The organism is Sediminivirga luteola (assembly GCF_014639315.1).
Taxonomy (GTDB): domain Bacteria; phylum Actinomycetota; class Actinomycetes; order Actinomycetales; family Brevibacteriaceae; genus Sediminivirga; species Sediminivirga luteola.
In genome coordinates this window covers 21,132-35,167 of sequence record NZ_BMFY01000005.1, presented here as the reverse complement: position 1 = coordinate 35,167, position 14,036 = coordinate 21,132, and the positions used below count along the sequence as shown (strand labels likewise).

13 protein-coding genes are annotated in these 14,036 nt (G+C 72.2%); 8 read left to right on the top strand and 5 right to left on the bottom strand.

Annotated features, from left to right (window positions below; translation table 11 throughout):
- Nucleotides 1–24: 24 nt before the first annotated feature.
- The 7 genes from IEW13_RS06840 (at nt 25) to IEW13_RS06810 (ending at nt 7,801) form a co-directional block, all read left to right on the top strand.
- Nucleotides 25–900 carry a MurR/RpiR family transcriptional regulator gene (locus tag IEW13_RS06840; protein ID WP_188550208.1) on the top strand — a complete coding sequence of 292 codons (876 nt, stop codon included), beginning with the start codon at nt 25–27 and terminating at the stop codon, nt 898–900.
- Nucleotides 901–1,233: 333 nt separating this feature from the next.
- A complete protein-coding gene (locus tag IEW13_RS06835) occupies nt 1,234–1,935 on the top strand; it encodes a tyrosine-protein phosphatase (RefSeq protein ID WP_188550207.1) in 702 nt (233 codons plus the stop codon).
- Nucleotides 1,932–2,825: a metallophosphoesterase gene (locus IEW13_RS06830; protein ID WP_188550206.1), complete on the top strand. Its 894-nt coding sequence runs from the start codon at nt 1,932–1,934 to the stop codon at nt 2,823–2,825. Before IEW13_RS06835 ends, IEW13_RS06830 begins: the two co-directional genes overlap by 4 nt.
- Nucleotides 2,822–3,874 carry an ABC transporter substrate-binding protein gene (locus IEW13_RS06825; protein WP_188550205.1) on the top strand — a complete coding sequence of 351 codons (1,053 nt, stop codon included), beginning with the start codon at nt 2,822–2,824 and terminating at the stop codon, nt 3,872–3,874. The genes IEW13_RS06830 and IEW13_RS06825 overlap by 4 nt, the downstream gene beginning before the upstream one ends.
- Entirely contained in the window at nt 3,849–5,600 is a 1,752-nt protein-coding gene (locus tag IEW13_RS06820) for an ABC transporter permease (RefSeq protein WP_188550204.1), read from the top strand. The genes IEW13_RS06825 and IEW13_RS06820 overlap by 26 nt, the downstream gene beginning before the upstream one ends.
- 60 nt (nt 5,601–5,660) lie before the next feature.
- Nucleotides 5,661–7,061 carry an ABC transporter ATP-binding protein gene (locus IEW13_RS06815; RefSeq protein ID WP_188550203.1) on the top strand — a complete coding sequence of 467 codons (1,401 nt, stop codon included), beginning with the start codon at nt 5,661–5,663 and terminating at the stop codon, nt 7,059–7,061.
- Nucleotides 7,058–7,801 (top strand): histidine phosphatase family protein, encoded by a 744-nt coding sequence (locus tag IEW13_RS06810; RefSeq protein WP_188550202.1) that lies wholly within the window; start codon nt 7,058–7,060, stop codon nt 7,799–7,801. The genes IEW13_RS06815 and IEW13_RS06810 overlap by 4 nt, the downstream gene beginning before the upstream one ends.
- A gap of 2 nt (nt 7,802–7,803) precedes the next feature.
- Here IEW13_RS06810 and IEW13_RS06805 read toward each other — a convergent pair whose 3' ends face one another.
- Both IEW13_RS06805 and IEW13_RS06800 read right to left on the bottom strand, forming a co-directional pair.
- Complete coding sequence (locus IEW13_RS06805; protein WP_188550201.1) at nt 7,804–9,717, bottom strand: sensor histidine kinase; 1,914 nt, start codon at nt 9,715–9,717, stop codon at nt 7,804–7,806.
- 5 nt (nt 9,718–9,722) lie between these two features.
- Nucleotides 9,723–10,679 carry a DMT family transporter gene (locus IEW13_RS06800; RefSeq protein ID WP_188550200.1) on the bottom strand — a complete coding sequence of 319 codons (957 nt, stop codon included), beginning with the start codon at nt 10,677–10,679 and terminating at the stop codon, nt 9,723–9,725.
- 126 nt (nt 10,680–10,805) lie between these two features.
- On the opposite strand from IEW13_RS06800, the gene IEW13_RS06795 reads away from it, so the two are divergent.
- Nucleotides 10,806–11,492 carry a response regulator gene (locus tag IEW13_RS06795; RefSeq protein WP_188550199.1) on the top strand — a complete coding sequence of 229 codons (687 nt, stop codon included), beginning with the start codon at nt 10,806–10,808 and terminating at the stop codon, nt 11,490–11,492.
- A gap of 23 nt (nt 11,493–11,515) precedes the next feature.
- Here the strand turns inward: IEW13_RS06795 and IEW13_RS06790 are convergent, their stop codons facing one another.
- The 3 genes from IEW13_RS06790 to IEW13_RS06780 form a co-directional block, all read right to left on the bottom strand.
- A complete protein-coding gene (locus tag IEW13_RS06790; RefSeq protein ID WP_229744980.1) occupies nt 11,516–12,124 on the bottom strand; it encodes an RraA family protein in 609 nt (202 codons plus the stop codon).
- Complete coding sequence (locus tag IEW13_RS06785; protein ID WP_188550198.1) at nt 12,121–12,837, bottom strand: PIG-L deacetylase family protein; 717 nt, start codon at nt 12,835–12,837, stop codon at nt 12,121–12,123. The genes IEW13_RS06790 and IEW13_RS06785 overlap by 4 nt, the downstream gene beginning before the upstream one ends.
- 80 nt (nt 12,838–12,917) lie before the next feature.
- Nucleotides 12,918–13,940: an ABC transporter substrate-binding protein gene (locus tag IEW13_RS06780; protein WP_188550197.1), complete on the bottom strand. Its 1,023-nt coding sequence runs from the start codon at nt 13,938–13,940 to the stop codon at nt 12,918–12,920.
- Between the last annotated feature and the right edge of the window lie 96 nt (nt 13,941–14,036).

The window sequence follows — 14,036 nt, the reverse complement described above, 5'->3', positions numbered from 1 at the left end:
GCCGCGGGGTCTACAATCCGGGGAATGACCCAGCCGGACTCCGCCGCGGAGACGACCGTGGCCGCTCCCGCGGTGGCTCCCGCCGCCGGCCCCGCCGAGGGCGTGCTCGCCCAGATCCGCGCCGCGCTGCCCATGCTGGGCAGCAGTGAGCAGCGGGTCGCCGATGTGCTGATCGCGCACGCCGGCCAGGCCGCCGCGCTGTCCACGGCCGATGTGGCCCAGCTGGCCGGCACCTCGCCCGCGACGGTGGTCCGGGCCTGCAAGAACATGGGGTTCAGCGGTTTCCAGCATCTCCGCCTGGAGATCGCCCGGCAGGAACCGGCCGAGGCCGGGGGCGGCGCGGAGGATCCGGTCGCCGGGGTCTTCAGTGCCGCGCAGGATTCCCTCGCCGTGGCCGCCAGGATGCTCGACCGGCGGGCGCTGGAGCAGGCTGCCGGCGCCATCGCCGCGGCGGGCACCGTGCTCATGGTGGGCAACGGCTTCTCCGCGCCCCCGCTGCAGGACGCGGCGCTGCGCCTGCTCACGCAGGGCGTCAACGTGCACGCCCCGGCGGACGTCCAGGCCCAGCAGTTCACCGCCAGGGGTCTGGGTGCCGCCGATGTCTGCCTCGCCGTGAGCTACTCCGGCGCCAACCGCAACACCCTGGCCACCTGCGGCACCGCCCGGGAGCAGGGTGCCACGATGATCTCGGTGACGAGCTTCACGCAGAGCCCGCTGATGCGGCTGACGGACATCGCGCTGGTCACCGGATCGGTGCGCAAACCCCACGCGATCGACCCGTTCCAGTCCCGGCTGGCCCATATGGCGGCGCTGCAGGCGCTGTGCATGCTGGTCGAGGGCGGGGACAGCACCGTGCCGCAGATGCGCAGCGTCGTCGCGGACTCCCTCACCGAGGAATGAACGGACGGGCCTCTGGCGCTCTCCAGGACCCGGTCTCCTACCGTCCCGGTAACCTCGCGCTCGCACGGGCCCGGCAGCTTCCATCCGCATGCGGGCCCGGCCGAGACTTCAGCGGGATGGCTCCGGGGTTGTGTACTAACTCCGCGTGAGCTCACCGGGAAATAGTGCACAACCGTGAAACTAAGCGCGGCTCAGGCAACCGGGCGAGCACAGTACCCGCGCCTTCGCCAAGACGTCACCGGAACGCCGGATGCTGTTCACCCGCGCGTCAACATCGGCTCCCACGATGATCACGAACGCGCATTTCATACTCCATGAAACGGTGAAACACACGTGCTGCTGACACTCGAAGTCCCCGGGACCTTCAACACCCGCATCGCCGGGGCGGACGCCGATGGCCGCCCCTGGCTGCTACGCTCCGCCGCGCTGGATGCGCTCACCCCCGAGGGCCTGGACACGCTCGCCGGACTCGGGCTGACGCGGATCGTGGATCTGCGCGAGCCGGCCGAACGCGGCGATGAGGCGCCCCGGCACGGCATCGACGTCGTGTCCGTCCCGCTCTACCAGCTGCCTGGCGGGCCGCCCACCGTCGGCGCCATCGGCTCCGTCTACCGGTTCCTGACCCGGGAGCGCGCCGGGGCCCTGGCCCGGGCGGTCGAGGCGGTCGCCAACGCCGAGGGCCCCGCCCTGGTGCACTGCGCATTCGGCAAGGACCGCACCGGCCTGATCGTGGCCCTCACGCTCCTGGCCTCGGGAGCGCCGAAGGACGCCGTCCTGGACGACTACGCGGAGTCCGCCGCCCAGATGCCCGCCGAACGGCGCACCGAGGTCCTGGCGGAACTCGCCCGCGAGGGCGTCGACGAGCAGACCGCACGGGCGAGCCTGGAGCTGCACCTGGCCAGCCCGCGGGAACAGCTCGCGGAGGTCATCGGCGAACTCGAGGAGCAGCACGGCGGCATCGGCGCCTATCTGCGCGCCTCCGGTCTCACCGCCGGGGCCCTGGCACACCTGCACGCCAAGGCGGGCCGCCGATGAGCACCTCACCCGCACCGGCCACAGCCACAGACGCAGGCACAGTCAGCCTGCGCATCCTGCACCTGAGCGATCTGCACGCCATGGCGGGCGGGGAGCTCCTGTTCGGCCGGATCGACACCGCGGCCCGCTTGGAGCGCGTCGCCGCCTTCGCCCTGGATGCAGCCCTCGCGCCGGACCTGATCCTGGTGACCGGCGACCTCGCCCACCGGGGCCAGGCGGCCTCGTACCCGGAAGTAGCCGCCGGCCTGGCCCGGCTCTCCGGCGCCCTGGACGCGCCCGTCGTGACCGTGCTCGGCAACCACGACGACCGCCAGGCCGCACGGCTGCTGCCCGGGCACGCCGGACGGGACTACTCGGTCGAGGAGATCCGCGGCTGGCGCATCGTCGCCCTGGACTCCTCCGAGGGACGGCTCGGCGCCGCCCAGCTCGACTGGCTCGCCGAGGAACTGCGGCGCCCGGCCGGCCACGGCACGATCCTGGCGCTGCACCACAGCCCGGTGCCCTCGCCGTTGCCGGGCATGAAGGGGCAGGGCCTGGCAAACCCGCCGGATCTCGCCCGGGCGGTCGCCGGCACCGATGTGCGGCTGATCGCCACCGGCCACTACCACCACCCGCAATCGGCGCTCTTCCACGGCATCCCGGTCTGGACCTCGCCGGCACTGTCCTACCAGCAGATCATGAACCCCCGGCCCGGGACGGTCCAGGGCGCCGATGCCGGGATGGTCTCCTTCGTGGAGCTGGGGCCCCACGGGGTCTCCGCCACGCCCTGCGCCCTCACCCCCGGACCGCCGTTGTTCACCGTCCCGGCCGGAAGCTCAACCCGGTCCACCCGCACCGCCACACCCACATCACCCAGCCAGCACCTACTGACGAAGAGGAACGCATCATGACACGTCCCATCCGCTCCCGCAGCCTGCGCCGGACCCTCCTGTCCGGCGGCACCGTCCTGGGCCTGGCCGGCCTGCTCGCCGCCTGCACGCCCGCCTCCGGCGACGACGCCGCCGAAGGCGAAGGCGGCGACGGCCTGACCGGGTCCATCACCGTCTACACCTCCGAGCCGCAGGAGAAGCTGGACGAGCTCATCGCCGATTTCAACGAGGTCGAGCCGGACATCGAGGTCAACGCCTTCCGCGCCGGCACCGGCGACCTCACCGCGCGGCTGGAGTCCGAGCAGACCAGTGGCGGCATCCAGGCCGATGTGCTGCTCGCGGCCGACGCCCCCACCTTCGAGGGGTACAAGGCCGACGGCCTGCTGGCCCAGTACGAGCCGGCCGGCTCGGACGCCATCGGCGAGCACCTGCGCGACCCGGAAGGCTACTACACCGGCACCCGGATCATCCCGACCGTGATCGCCTACAACACCGGTGAGATCGATACGCCGCCCGCCTCCTGGCAGGACCTCACCGATCCCGCGCTCCAGGGGCAGATCACCCTGCCCAACCCGGCGGTCTCCGGCGCGGCGGCGTTCAACGCGGCCGTCTGGTACCTGGACGACCGGCTCGGCGAGGAGTGGTTCGAGGCGCTGGGCGCCAACGAGCCCGTGATCGCCGAATCCAACGGTCCCGTGTCCCAGGCGGTGGCCTCCGGCCAGCAGCCGATCGGGATCGTGGTGGACTACCTGGTGCGCGATCTGCGCGATGCCGGCTCCCCCATCGAGGTGTCCTACCCGAGCGAGGGCGTGCCCTACGTCTACCAGCCGGTGGGCATCTTCGAGTCCAGCGAGAACCAGGAGGCGGCGCAGGCGTTCGTGGACTACCTCGTCGGCGAACGCGGCCAGGCCCTGGCCGCCGAGCAGAACTACCTGCCGGTCCGCGAGGACGCTCCCACCCCGGAGGGCGCGCCGGCGCTGAGCGAACTGTCCCTGCTGAGCCCCGATCTGGACGAGGTCACCGCCGTCCGGGAGGATGCGCTGGATGTCTTCACCAACACGATCGGCTGAGATCCCTCTCCGGTCGCACCCGCAGGCTCACCCGGTCCCGGGTGGGCCTGCGGGCCGTTCCTCCGGCCGGTCGTTCGGCTCGGTGCTCGGCTCCACGCTCGGTTCGTCTCGCGGGCACGGCGGAGGACCGAGCTGGCTGACGCTGCTGCTGTGGCTGTTCTGCCTGTTCTTCATCGTCCTGCCGCTGGGCACCGTCGTGGTGATCGGCGTCGGCTCGGGACGGCTACCGGAGCTGGCCGCCGCCGATGTCGTCCGCGCCACCGTCAACAGCCTCGTCTCCTCGCTGACCAGCGGACTCGCGGCGGTGGCGCTGGCCACCGTGCTGGTCGTGCTGATCGAGCACACCGAGCTGCCCGGCCGCCGCGTGCTGCGCGTCCTGGCCCTGAGCCCGCTGCTGGTGCCGCCGTTCATCGGCGCCATCAGCTGGTCCGGGGTGTTCGGTCCGATGAGCCCGCTCAACCGCGCCGCGGCCGAGGTGCTGGACCGGCCGCTGTGGAACATCTACGGCGGCGACGGCGTGATCTTCCTGCTGACGGTGCACTCCTATCCCGTCGCCTATCTCATCATCGCCGCGGCGGCCGCGCGCGTCCCCGCCGATATGGAGCAGGCCGCCCGTGTCAGCGGGGCCGGCACCCGGCGGGTGCTCGGTGACGTCACCCTGCCGCTGATCCGCCCCGCGCTGCTCTCGGCGTTCGTCCTGACCGCGGTGTCGAACCTCGCCGATTTCGGCATCCCGGCGCTCATCGGCACCCCGGAGCGCTACGAGACGCTGGCGACCCTCGCCTACCGCTATGTGCAGTCGGGGACGGTGGAACGGCCCCTGCAGCTGGTGGCGTGCATCGGCGTGCTGCTCCTGCTGCTCGTCGCCGCCGGCCTGTTCGCGATGCAGCGGACCGGCCGCCGCGCCGATCTGGAAGCGGGCGAGTCCGCGAGCGCTCCGGCGCCGCTGTCCCTGGCCGCCCCCTGGCTGGTCTCGCCGGTGGTCTGGCTCGTGGTCCTCGGGCTGACCGTGCTGCCGCTGGCAGCGCTCCTGCAGCAGGCCCTGATCCCGGCTCCGGGGGTGCCGCTGAGCCTGGAGACCGTCACGCTGGCGAACTTCGAGCGCGTCCTGGAGAGCCCCTGGACCGTCGACGGCGCCCGCACCTCGATCACCCTGGCCGCTGGGGCTGCCCTCATCACCGGCACCGCCGGCCTGCTGATCGGCACCCTCGCCACGCGCGCCCGCACCCCGGGCAGCGGTCCGCTGCGGCAGATCGCGCTGCTGCCCCAGGCGGTGCCGGGGATCATCGTGGCGGTCGGCTGGCTGATCCTCGCGCCGTCGCTGGGCCTGTTCAACAGTCCCTGGCTGATCCTGTGCGCCTATGTGATGGCGTTCCTGGCGCTCGTGGTCCAGGCAGTCGAGGCGCCGTTGCGTTCCACGCCGGCTGCGCTGGAGGAGGCCGCGCGGATCAGCGGCGCCGGCGCGTTGCGCTCCTTCGTGGACGTCTCGATGCGAATGGCGCTGCCGGCGGCCCGGGCCGGTGCCATCCTGGTGCTGCTCACGGCGGTGCGCGAGCTGACCATCTCCGCGCTGCTCCTGGCACCGAACGTCCAGACCCTGGGCGTGGTCATCTTCAACCTTCAGCAGTCCGGTGCCTACGGCACCGCCGCGGCGCTGTCCGTCATCGTCACGGTGGTGGGCCTGTGCGGTATGGGCCTGGCCACCCGGGGGCTGCGCCATGGCTGAGATCGCCCACGGGCGTGCTGTCCCCGCTCCGTCTCCAGTTCTCTCCGAAAGGCAGCATCGATGGCTTCCGTGACCTTCCGCCACACCAGCGTCACCTACCCCGATGGCTCCCTGGGCCTGGCCGATATCGGCTTAGAGGTCCGGGAGGGGGAGTTCATGGCCCTGATCGGGCCCTCCGGTTCCGGGAAGACGACGCTGCTGCGGACCCTGGCGGGGTTCATCACGCCGTCTCAGGGCGAGGTGCTCATCGGCGATGAGGTCGTCGCGGCCCCCGGACGCAGCGTGCCGGTGGAGCGGCGCGGCCTGGGAATGGTGTTCCAGCAGCACGCGGTGTGGCCGCATATGAGCGTCGAGCAGAACATCGCCTACCCGCTCAAGCTCGCCGGGGCCGGACGGGCGGAGCGCCGGGCTCGGGTCGCGGAGGTCCTGGAGCTGGTGGGCCTTGGCGGCTTCGGTTCCCGGCGGCCCTCGCAGCTCTCGGGAGGCCAGCGGCAGCGGGTCGCCCTGGCCCGGGCCATCGTCAGGAAGCCCCGGGTGCTCCTGCTGGACGAGGCGCTCTCCGCCCTGGACGAGCCGTTGCGCGCCGATCTGCGCGCGCAGCTGCAGGCGATGAGCAAGCAGCTGGGCCTGACGGTGGTGCATGTGACGCACGACCGCAGCGAGGCCCTCGCGATCGCCGACCGGATCGCGGTCCTGGACGGCGGGCGGCTGCAGCAGATCGGCGCGCCGGACGAGCTGATCGAACGGCCCGCCTCACCGTTCGTGGCCCGGTTCCTCGGCGATGCGACGCTGCTGCGCGGCCGCCTGGAGAACGGGCTTTTCCACGCGGAGCAGGTGCCCCTCGCGGTGCCCGCCGCACGAATCACACCGGGAGCGCCGGACAGCACTCAAGCCAGCATGGACGTCACGTCCGCGAGCGGCCCGGCGTCACGCGGTCCAGCGTCAAGCAGCTCGGCGGCGGACGGTCCGGTAAACCGGAATGCGCCATTGACCGGTCTGCTCGCGGTCCGCCCCGAGCAGTTCCGCCTCACCGCCGTCGAGGGTTCCCCGGCGGACGATGCCGCCGGCGAAACTCCGGCCGGCACCTCCCCCGTGAACGGCGGTGCCGGCAACACCCCGTCAGGCGGCAACGCAGCCGATCACCTCACGAACGCCCCGTCCAGCCGCGACGCCAGCACTGCCACCGGTCCCGGAGCCCGCGTCACGAGCGGCGATGACGACCCGCCGCCGGCGCTCATCCCAGCGAGCGCCCCCGCCCGGGTCCTGTCCAGCCTGTACGGCCGGCACTCCTGCTCGGCGCGGATAGAGTGGTCCGGGCTGGAGTTCAGCTGCGAGACCGCGCTCTGGCGGCCCCAGCCCGGCCAGGCCGTGCGCGTGGACGTGACCGCGGGGACCTTCTACCCCCTGTCCGCGGCCGGCAGCACACCAGCCGCACGACAGGAAGGCGAGCACGCCGCATGACCACTCCCCTCGTCGCTCTCATCCGGCACGGCCAGACCGCGTGGAACCTGGAGAGCCGGATGCAGGGCAGCACCGACGTCCCGCTGAATGACACCGGCCGGGCGGAAGCACGGGCACGCGGGGAGGAACTGGCCGCCCTGCCGGTCCGCTGGAGCGCCTGCTTCTCCTCGGACCTGAGCCGCGCCGAGGAGACGGCCAGGCTGATCGTGCAGCGGCTGCGTGCCGCCGGCCCGCCCCTGGGCCCCGAGCCGCAGCTGAGCGCCCGGTTGCGCGAGCGCTCCTTCGGCCAGGCCGAGGGGCTGCGGGTGGAGGAGCTCTTCGCCCGCTGGCCCGGCATCCGCGAGGTCGCCGCGTCGACGGGATGGACCGAGCGGGACTCGCTCAACGATCTGCTCCAGCCTGGTTCCGTGCCGGGCCTGGAGGACGCCGAGGCCTGTGGCCGCCGCGGCGCGGACTTCCTGGCGGAAGTGCTGCAGGAACACGGAACGGCCGCCGATGCGGGCCATGCGGCGTCCACACCGCCCGGGCCGGACATGTCGTCAGGCCCGGCCGAGGGCATCGCCGTGGTCTGTCACGGCACGCTCATCCGGCTCGTGACGGCGCAGCTGACCGGGACGCTGCTGCCCAAGCTCGCCAACGGCGCGGTCGTCTGGCTGCGACCCTCGGAGGGACGTTGGGAACTGAGCGTCGGCCCGGGCTCGACGGCCTCCCCGCGCGTCTCTGATCCCGCGCCCAGCTAGCCTCAACCCGCCGGCAGCTGCGCGCGCAGCGTGAAACTACCGTCGGGCTCGGGTCCGGCGTCCAGGCTGCCGCCCAGCGCCTCCGCGCGTTCCCGCAATCCGGCGAGTCCCAGCCCGGCGCCGCCGGCGGTGCCGGCACGGGCCGAGTCCTCGGCGCGGACGGGCCCGTTGGTCACCGTGATCCTCAGATACTCGCCGTCCAGGTCCACCCGGACGCGCACGGCGGCGCCCGGCGCGTGCCGCAGGGCGTTGCTGAGCCCCTCCTGCACGATCCGATAGGCGGTCACGCCCGTGGCGGGCGGGATCGCCGCCGGGTCTTGTCCCGGCGCCGCCGTCTCGGTGAACTCGATCCGTGCGCCCGACTGCCGCGTCGATTCGATGAGCCCGGCAAGATCGCCCAGATGCGGCTGCGGGGCGAGCGGTGCACGGTCCGCGCCGCGCAGCAGCGCCAGCAGCGCACGCATCTCGCCCAGTGCCTGCCGCGCCGACCCGGCGATCGAGTCGAACTCCCGGGCGATCCGCGCGTCCACGCCCGGCAGCCGGTACTGGGCGGTGGCGGCCTGGACGCTGATGACGGACATGCTGTGGGCCACCACATCGTGCAGCTCGCGGGCGATCCGGTTGCGTTCCTCGAGTTCCCGCCGTTTGGCCTCCTGCACCGCGCCGACCCGGCGTTCGGCGACCAAGGCGCCGCGGCTGAGAAGCCACAGCCGCAGCAGCGCCCCGACGAGCGCGACGGCGGCGCCGACGGAAGCGAGCACGATGACGTTGGCCAGGGCGCCGTCGACGCGGGAGCCGGGCAGGAACGGCATGAACATGAACGATCCCGCGGCCGGGAGCGCCCACGCCGCCAGTGCGAGGCCCCAGGGCGCCCGCAGCGCCACGAGCACCATCACCACCAGCTGGGCGAGCATCGCCGGCACCGGCCAGGGCCACGGCAGACCCGTGACGGGGTAGCTCGCCAGTGCCCCGCCGAGCCCCGCGGCGGTGCCGAGGGCCACGGCGGCCATCGGCTGCCGGACGGCGAGCAGCAGGGCGCCGCTGTGCGCGAGGGCCAGCAGCATCGCCACTGCCACCGGCACCGCGTAGACGGCAGCCAGCACCGGCCATCCCACCGCCAGCAGCACGACGGCGACGACCGCCGCCGCGAGCCAGGTCCAGGCATCGGCGGACCACTCCCGCGGCGCGGTATCGCCGGTGCTTCCCGCACGCTGCGGCCAGGTGGCGACCGGCTCGCCGCCTGGGCCTGACCCGTGGGCGGGCGCCCCGAGGGCTGCCGTCGTGACCGTCGCGTCGAGCAGTGCCAGTCCCCGCATGACGAACGGCAGCGTGACCAGGAAGACCGATCCCGTCATGAGGTTCACCAGGGACTCCGCCAGGTAGTTCGATTCCATACCGGGCAAGAGGCCGAGCGCGTGGAGGGCGCCGAGGAGCAGGTGGCCCAGCCCCCGGTACTCGTCGCCGGGGATGGCGTGGCCCCACAGCCAGTACGTCACGCCGCCCAGCGCCACGGCAGTCCAGGAGACCGCCAGGGTGAAGGCCGCCGTGCGCAGCGGGAAGGCGATGAGGCTCTCGAAGAGCAGGTCGAGCCAGCGGCGCGGATCGGCCAGCAGACCGAGCAGGCCGCTCACACCGGGCGAACGCTCCCGGTACCGCGGGGCCGGCAGCGCCCGGCCCCAGATGCGCAGCCGGGCGCGGGAGAGCCCGGCGAAACCGGAGCCGATGAGCAGGGTCAGGGGCAGCAGCACGGCACCGAGCCAGATGACGAGCGTGCCGGCGCCGAGGGCGAACATCGGGATCAGCACCACGAAGGCCAGCAGGGAGGTGAGGAAGCCGGGCAGGACGTAGGCGTAATCACGGCCGAGCTGCTGGAGGAAGGACGGGGAGGAGCCCGCCCGGGCTTCGTCGGAGGTCATCGTCATCATCGTCCCCCATCCGTGGACTTGCCGGTACCGGCGCTTGCCAAGACCGGTGCCGCCGGTGCCGCGAGCGCGGCGCCGCCCGGCGATGGGCCGGCCTGCACGGACGGGTGCAGCCGGGCCAGGGCGAAGACGCCGGCGATGGCCGCCGCCGCCGTGCCCAGCAGCGCCACGCTTCCGGCCGGGGTCGCGCCGGCGTACTCGCCGAGCACGCCCGCACCGATGGTGACGGCCACGATGGGATCGACGACCGTGAGGCCCGCCAGCACGGTTTCGGGCGGCCCGGAGGCGTAGGCGGTCTGCACCACCCAGGTCCCGGCGGCCGAACCGAGCGCCACCCCTGCCAGCAGCGTCCACCAGGCCGCGACGGGCAGGGCGGAGGGCCCGCCGTGCAGGAAGGAGTGGGCGAGCACATGCGCGCCGCTGGCCACGGAGCCGAAGAGCACGCCCGCCGTGACCACGCGCATCACGTGCCGGGCGGAGCTCACGGCGATGCCGGCACCGAGCAGGGTGAAGACCAGGATGAGACCGCCCAGCCGGGTGGCCGTATCGCCTTCCAGGACGAGCGGGCGCGCATAGCCGGAGGAGAGGCCGACGAACAGCCCTACGGCGAGCACGGTGCCGGCGAGGGCCGCCAGCGGCGCCAGACCGAGGCGGCGCCGCAGCACGAACGCGCTGATCACGACCGCGGCGACGAGGGACAGCATACCCAAGGGCTGTACCAGCGCCACCGGGCCCAGGCCCAGTGCCAGCACGTTCAGCACGATCTCCGCGCCGATGAGCGCCAGGCCGAGCAGCCAGAGGGGGCTGCGTGCGGCGAGCAGCAGCCCCCGCATGCGGGCACCCACGGAGGCACCGTCGGCACGCGGAGCGGTGGCGACGGCGTGGTGCTGCAGATGCGTGCCGAGGGCCAGGAAGAGGGCCGCGAACACGGCCAGGGATATCGCAGTGAGGTACATGCCCGTGACGCTAGGGACCGGTTCTCCGCCGCCGCATCACCCGCAGGAGTGAACCCGGGTACGACCTTCGGGTGATCTGCCCGCGGCCGGTCCGCGGTCCGGGCGCGAGCGGGTTACGGTGAGGACATGACGGAGACAGCGGGTGCGCCCGGCGCGGCGGTGCGCGTGGCGATCATCGACGATCACGCCATGGTCCGCGAGGGGTTCGGCGCCCTGCTGGACGCGCAGCCGGATCTGAGCGTCGTCGGGAGCGCCGCCGATGGCGCGGATGCCGTGGACCTGGTGCGGCGGACGCACCCGGACGTGATCCTGATGGACATCCGGATGCCGCGGCTCAACGGCCTGGACGCGGCCCGTGCCGTGTTCGCCATGCCCGGGGAGCATCCGCGCATCGTGATGCTCACGACCTTCGACTCGGACGAGTACGTCTTCGCCGCGCTGCAGGCCGGCGCGAGCGGCTTCCTGCTCAAGGACGCCACCGCGCAGGAACTCGTCCATGCCGTCCGGGTGGTCGCCGACGGCGGGGCGCTGCTGGCCCCCTCAGTCACCCGGACGCTGATCGCCGACTACGCCCGCCGACCGGCCAGGCGACGGGACACCGCCGTGCTGGGGCAGTTGACGGAACGCGAGCTGGAGGTGATGCGGCTCATCGCCCGGGGCGGTTCCAATGCCGAGGTCGCCACCGAGCTGTACCTCTCGGAGCAGACGGTGAAGACCCACGTCTCCCGTGTCTTAAGCAAGCTGGGCCTGCGCGATCGTACGCAGATCGTGGTCGCCGCGTACGAATCCGGGCTCGTCCACCCGGGCGAGTGACCAGTCCGGCCGCTGAAGCGCGCTCAGACGATCCGCCCGGCGCGGATGTCGTCTTGCTGCTGAAGCTCGGTGTCCCGTTTCGATTCGGCCTTCGCGACGATGTCCTCGGCCTCTTCCTGGGGCACCACGGCGAGCCCGTCGGAATCGCCGATCACCCAGTCACCCGGCCGGACGACGACTCCGCCCAGTGCCACCGGGACTCCGCTGCGGCCCGGGCCGTTGCGGTACGGGCCCGCGGGGATGACGCCGCGGGCGTACACCGGGAAGCGGAGCCCGGCGATCTCATCGGCGTCCCTGACCGCGGCGTCGAGGACGAACCCGGCGCAGCCCCGCCGCTGGGCCCGTTCGGCGATCAGTTCGCCGATCAGTGCCCGATGCGTCACGCCCTGGCCGTTCACCACCAGGACGTCGCCGTCCTTCAGTGCCGGGATGATCTCGTGGATGGCACGGTTGTCGCCGCCGGCGGTGAGGACCGTCACGGCCCGGCCGGCGAGCCGGCACCCGGGCCAGATCGGCCTGATGCGACCGTCCACCACGTTCAACCGGTCCATCACATCGCCGAGGTGGCTGACCGAGACTCCCGCGAATCGTTCGCGCAGAGCGGCATCGGCGTTCACCGCGTCCTCGTTCACAGTGCGCCCACCACGTTCGGGACCAGCCGCTGGAAGGCTTCGGCCTGGCGGATGGACTTGTCGCCGGTCACCTTCCGGGCGTGGTTGCCCCGGTGCTCGGCCCGCTGCGCGTAGTACTCCTGCAGATAGCGCTGCGCCTTCATCTCCGCCATGGCGCTGAGCTTCTGCTCGAACACCGGGGTGATGTCCACGAAGACGCTCGGGAGGAAGCCGCACAGCTCCGGCTGATGGGGCTCGAACGCCAGGTACTCGGTTGGCGGGACCGTCCGGAAGGCCGAGTCCACCCCGGCCCCGGAGGTCAGCAGCCGGGCACGGTCCACCGCCTGCCGTGCCACCGGGTGGTCCGGGTTGAACGGGTCTTTGTCGGGGTGGGTCAGGATCACGCGCGGCTGCAGCTCGCGGATCACCTCGACCAGCCTGCCGACTGCGTCCTCATCGGCCCGCAGCGGATAGTCCCCGAGATCCAGTCCCTCGAAGGACGCTCCCAGATGCTCGGCCGCGGCCGTCGCTTCCGCGTGCCGGATCCGCTTGACGTTCTCCTCCGTCTGATCCGGCTGCTTCCAGAGCTCGCCGGATTCGCCGCGCTCCCCGTAGGACATCGCCACCACATGTGCCCGGCCCCCGTTCCGGACGAACGTGGCCACCGCCCCGGCGGCGCGCCAGACGAAGTCCGCGCTGTGCGCGCCCACCACCAGAAGCGTGCGCTCCGGCATCTGTCCTCCTCGATCGCTGTCATCGGCGCTTCCCTGCCCCGGCACGGTCCGTACGGTCCCGACCGGCCCCTCGTTCGCGGTCACTCCTGGACCCCGGCCCAGACGATGCTGCTGTAGTCCGGTGCCTCGGCGATCAGGGCCGAATCCAGGTGGAAGCTGATCGCGGTGTCGAAGGCGTCCTGCGCCACCACCGCGGAGGTGGCCATCTCCTGCGGGAGGATCTCGACCAAGGCCTCCACCGCCGCCGGATCCGTGCCCTCCAGATACGAGGACAGCAGTTCCGCGCTCTCTTCCGGGTTCGTCTCGATGAACTCGAGGGCGCGGTCGATCCCGCGGTTGAAGGCCTCGATCTGCTCGCCCTTGCCCTCGATGGCGGTGCCCGTGCTGAACAGCACGCCATGCAGCGCACCGGCCATATCGGGGACGTCGCCGCGCTGCGGGGAGATGTAGATCTCCCCGACACCCTCGACCTCCGCCATCTGCCCGGCGGGCTGGAAGAACGCCAGCGCGTCGACCTGACCGCTGGACATAGCGCCGATGGCCGAGGACGTCACCGCGCCGAGGTTGACCAGCGTCGCGTCCGTCTTGGCGTCCAGCCCCACCTGGTCGAACAGATAGATCAGCAGCGCCTCCGTGCCGGAGCCCGGGTCGGTGATCCCGATGTTCTTGCCTTCGAGCGCGCGGATGCGCTCCTCCAGCGGGGCATCCGCCGGCGGCCCGTCGAAGCCGTCCGCGGTGATGACGTCGACGTAGTACTCGGTGACCAGGGAGCCGGTGATCTGGGTGTCGTCGGTGTTCTCGGCGAGGTTGAGCGCATCGGTGATGACGCCCGCGCCGATGTCGATGGATCCCGAGGTGAGGGCCGCAGCCAGCTTGGCGCCGGTGCCCAGCCTGGGACGTTCCCCGAGCGTGACGCCCTCCTCCTCGAAGAATCCCTCCTGCTCGGCGACGTAGAGCGGGAAGAACGCCACCGAATCGCTGATCTGCCCCACATTGAGCACATCGGAATCGGAAGACGCCTGTCCCGCGCAGCCGCTCGCGGCGGCCAGGCCGATGGCTGTGGCGACTGCGGCCGCGGTCCGTATGGATGTCCTGAGTTTCATCGTGCAACTCCCCATCGAGTCGTGAAATCGAGTCGTGAACAAAACGTGATCAGGTCGTACGAGGTGGTAGCGGATCAGGGTGTGATGCCGATCAGC

Coding starts and splice junctions, on each gene's coding strand:
- IEW13_RS06795 (WP_188550199.1), top strand. CDS start 10,806: ATGACGGAGACAGCGGGTGCGCCCGGCGCGGCGGTGCGCGTGGCGATC.
- IEW13_RS06805 (WP_188550201.1), bottom strand. CDS start 9,717: ATGACCTCCGACGAAGCCCGGGCGGGCTCCTCCCCGTCCTTCCTCCAG.
- IEW13_RS06825 (WP_188550205.1), top strand. CDS start 2,822: ATGACACGTCCCATCCGCTCCCGCAGCCTGCGCCGGACCCTCCTGTCC.
- IEW13_RS06830 (WP_188550206.1), top strand. CDS start 1,932: ATGAGCACCTCACCCGCACCGGCCACAGCCACAGACGCAGGCACAGTC.
- IEW13_RS06840 (WP_188550208.1), top strand. CDS start 25: ATGACCCAGCCGGACTCCGCCGCGGAGACGACCGTGGCCGCTCCCGCG.
- IEW13_RS06800 (WP_188550200.1), bottom strand. CDS start 10,679: ATGTACCTCACTGCGATATCCCTGGCCGTGTTCGCGGCCCTCTTCCTG.
- IEW13_RS06815 (WP_188550203.1), top strand. CDS start 5,661: ATGGCTTCCGTGACCTTCCGCCACACCAGCGTCACCTACCCCGATGGC.
- IEW13_RS06780 (WP_188550197.1), bottom strand. CDS start 13,940: ATGAAACTCAGGACATCCATACGGACCGCGGCCGCAGTCGCCACAGCC.
- IEW13_RS06810 (WP_188550202.1), top strand. CDS start 7,058: ATGACCACTCCCCTCGTCGCTCTCATCCGGCACGGCCAGACCGCGTGG.
- IEW13_RS06785 (WP_188550198.1), bottom strand. CDS start 12,837: ATGCCGGAGCGCACGCTTCTGGTGGTGGGCGCGCACAGCGCGGACTTC.
- IEW13_RS06820 (WP_188550204.1), top strand. CDS start 3,849: ATGTCTTCACCAACACGATCGGCTGAGATCCCTCTCCGGTCGCACCCG.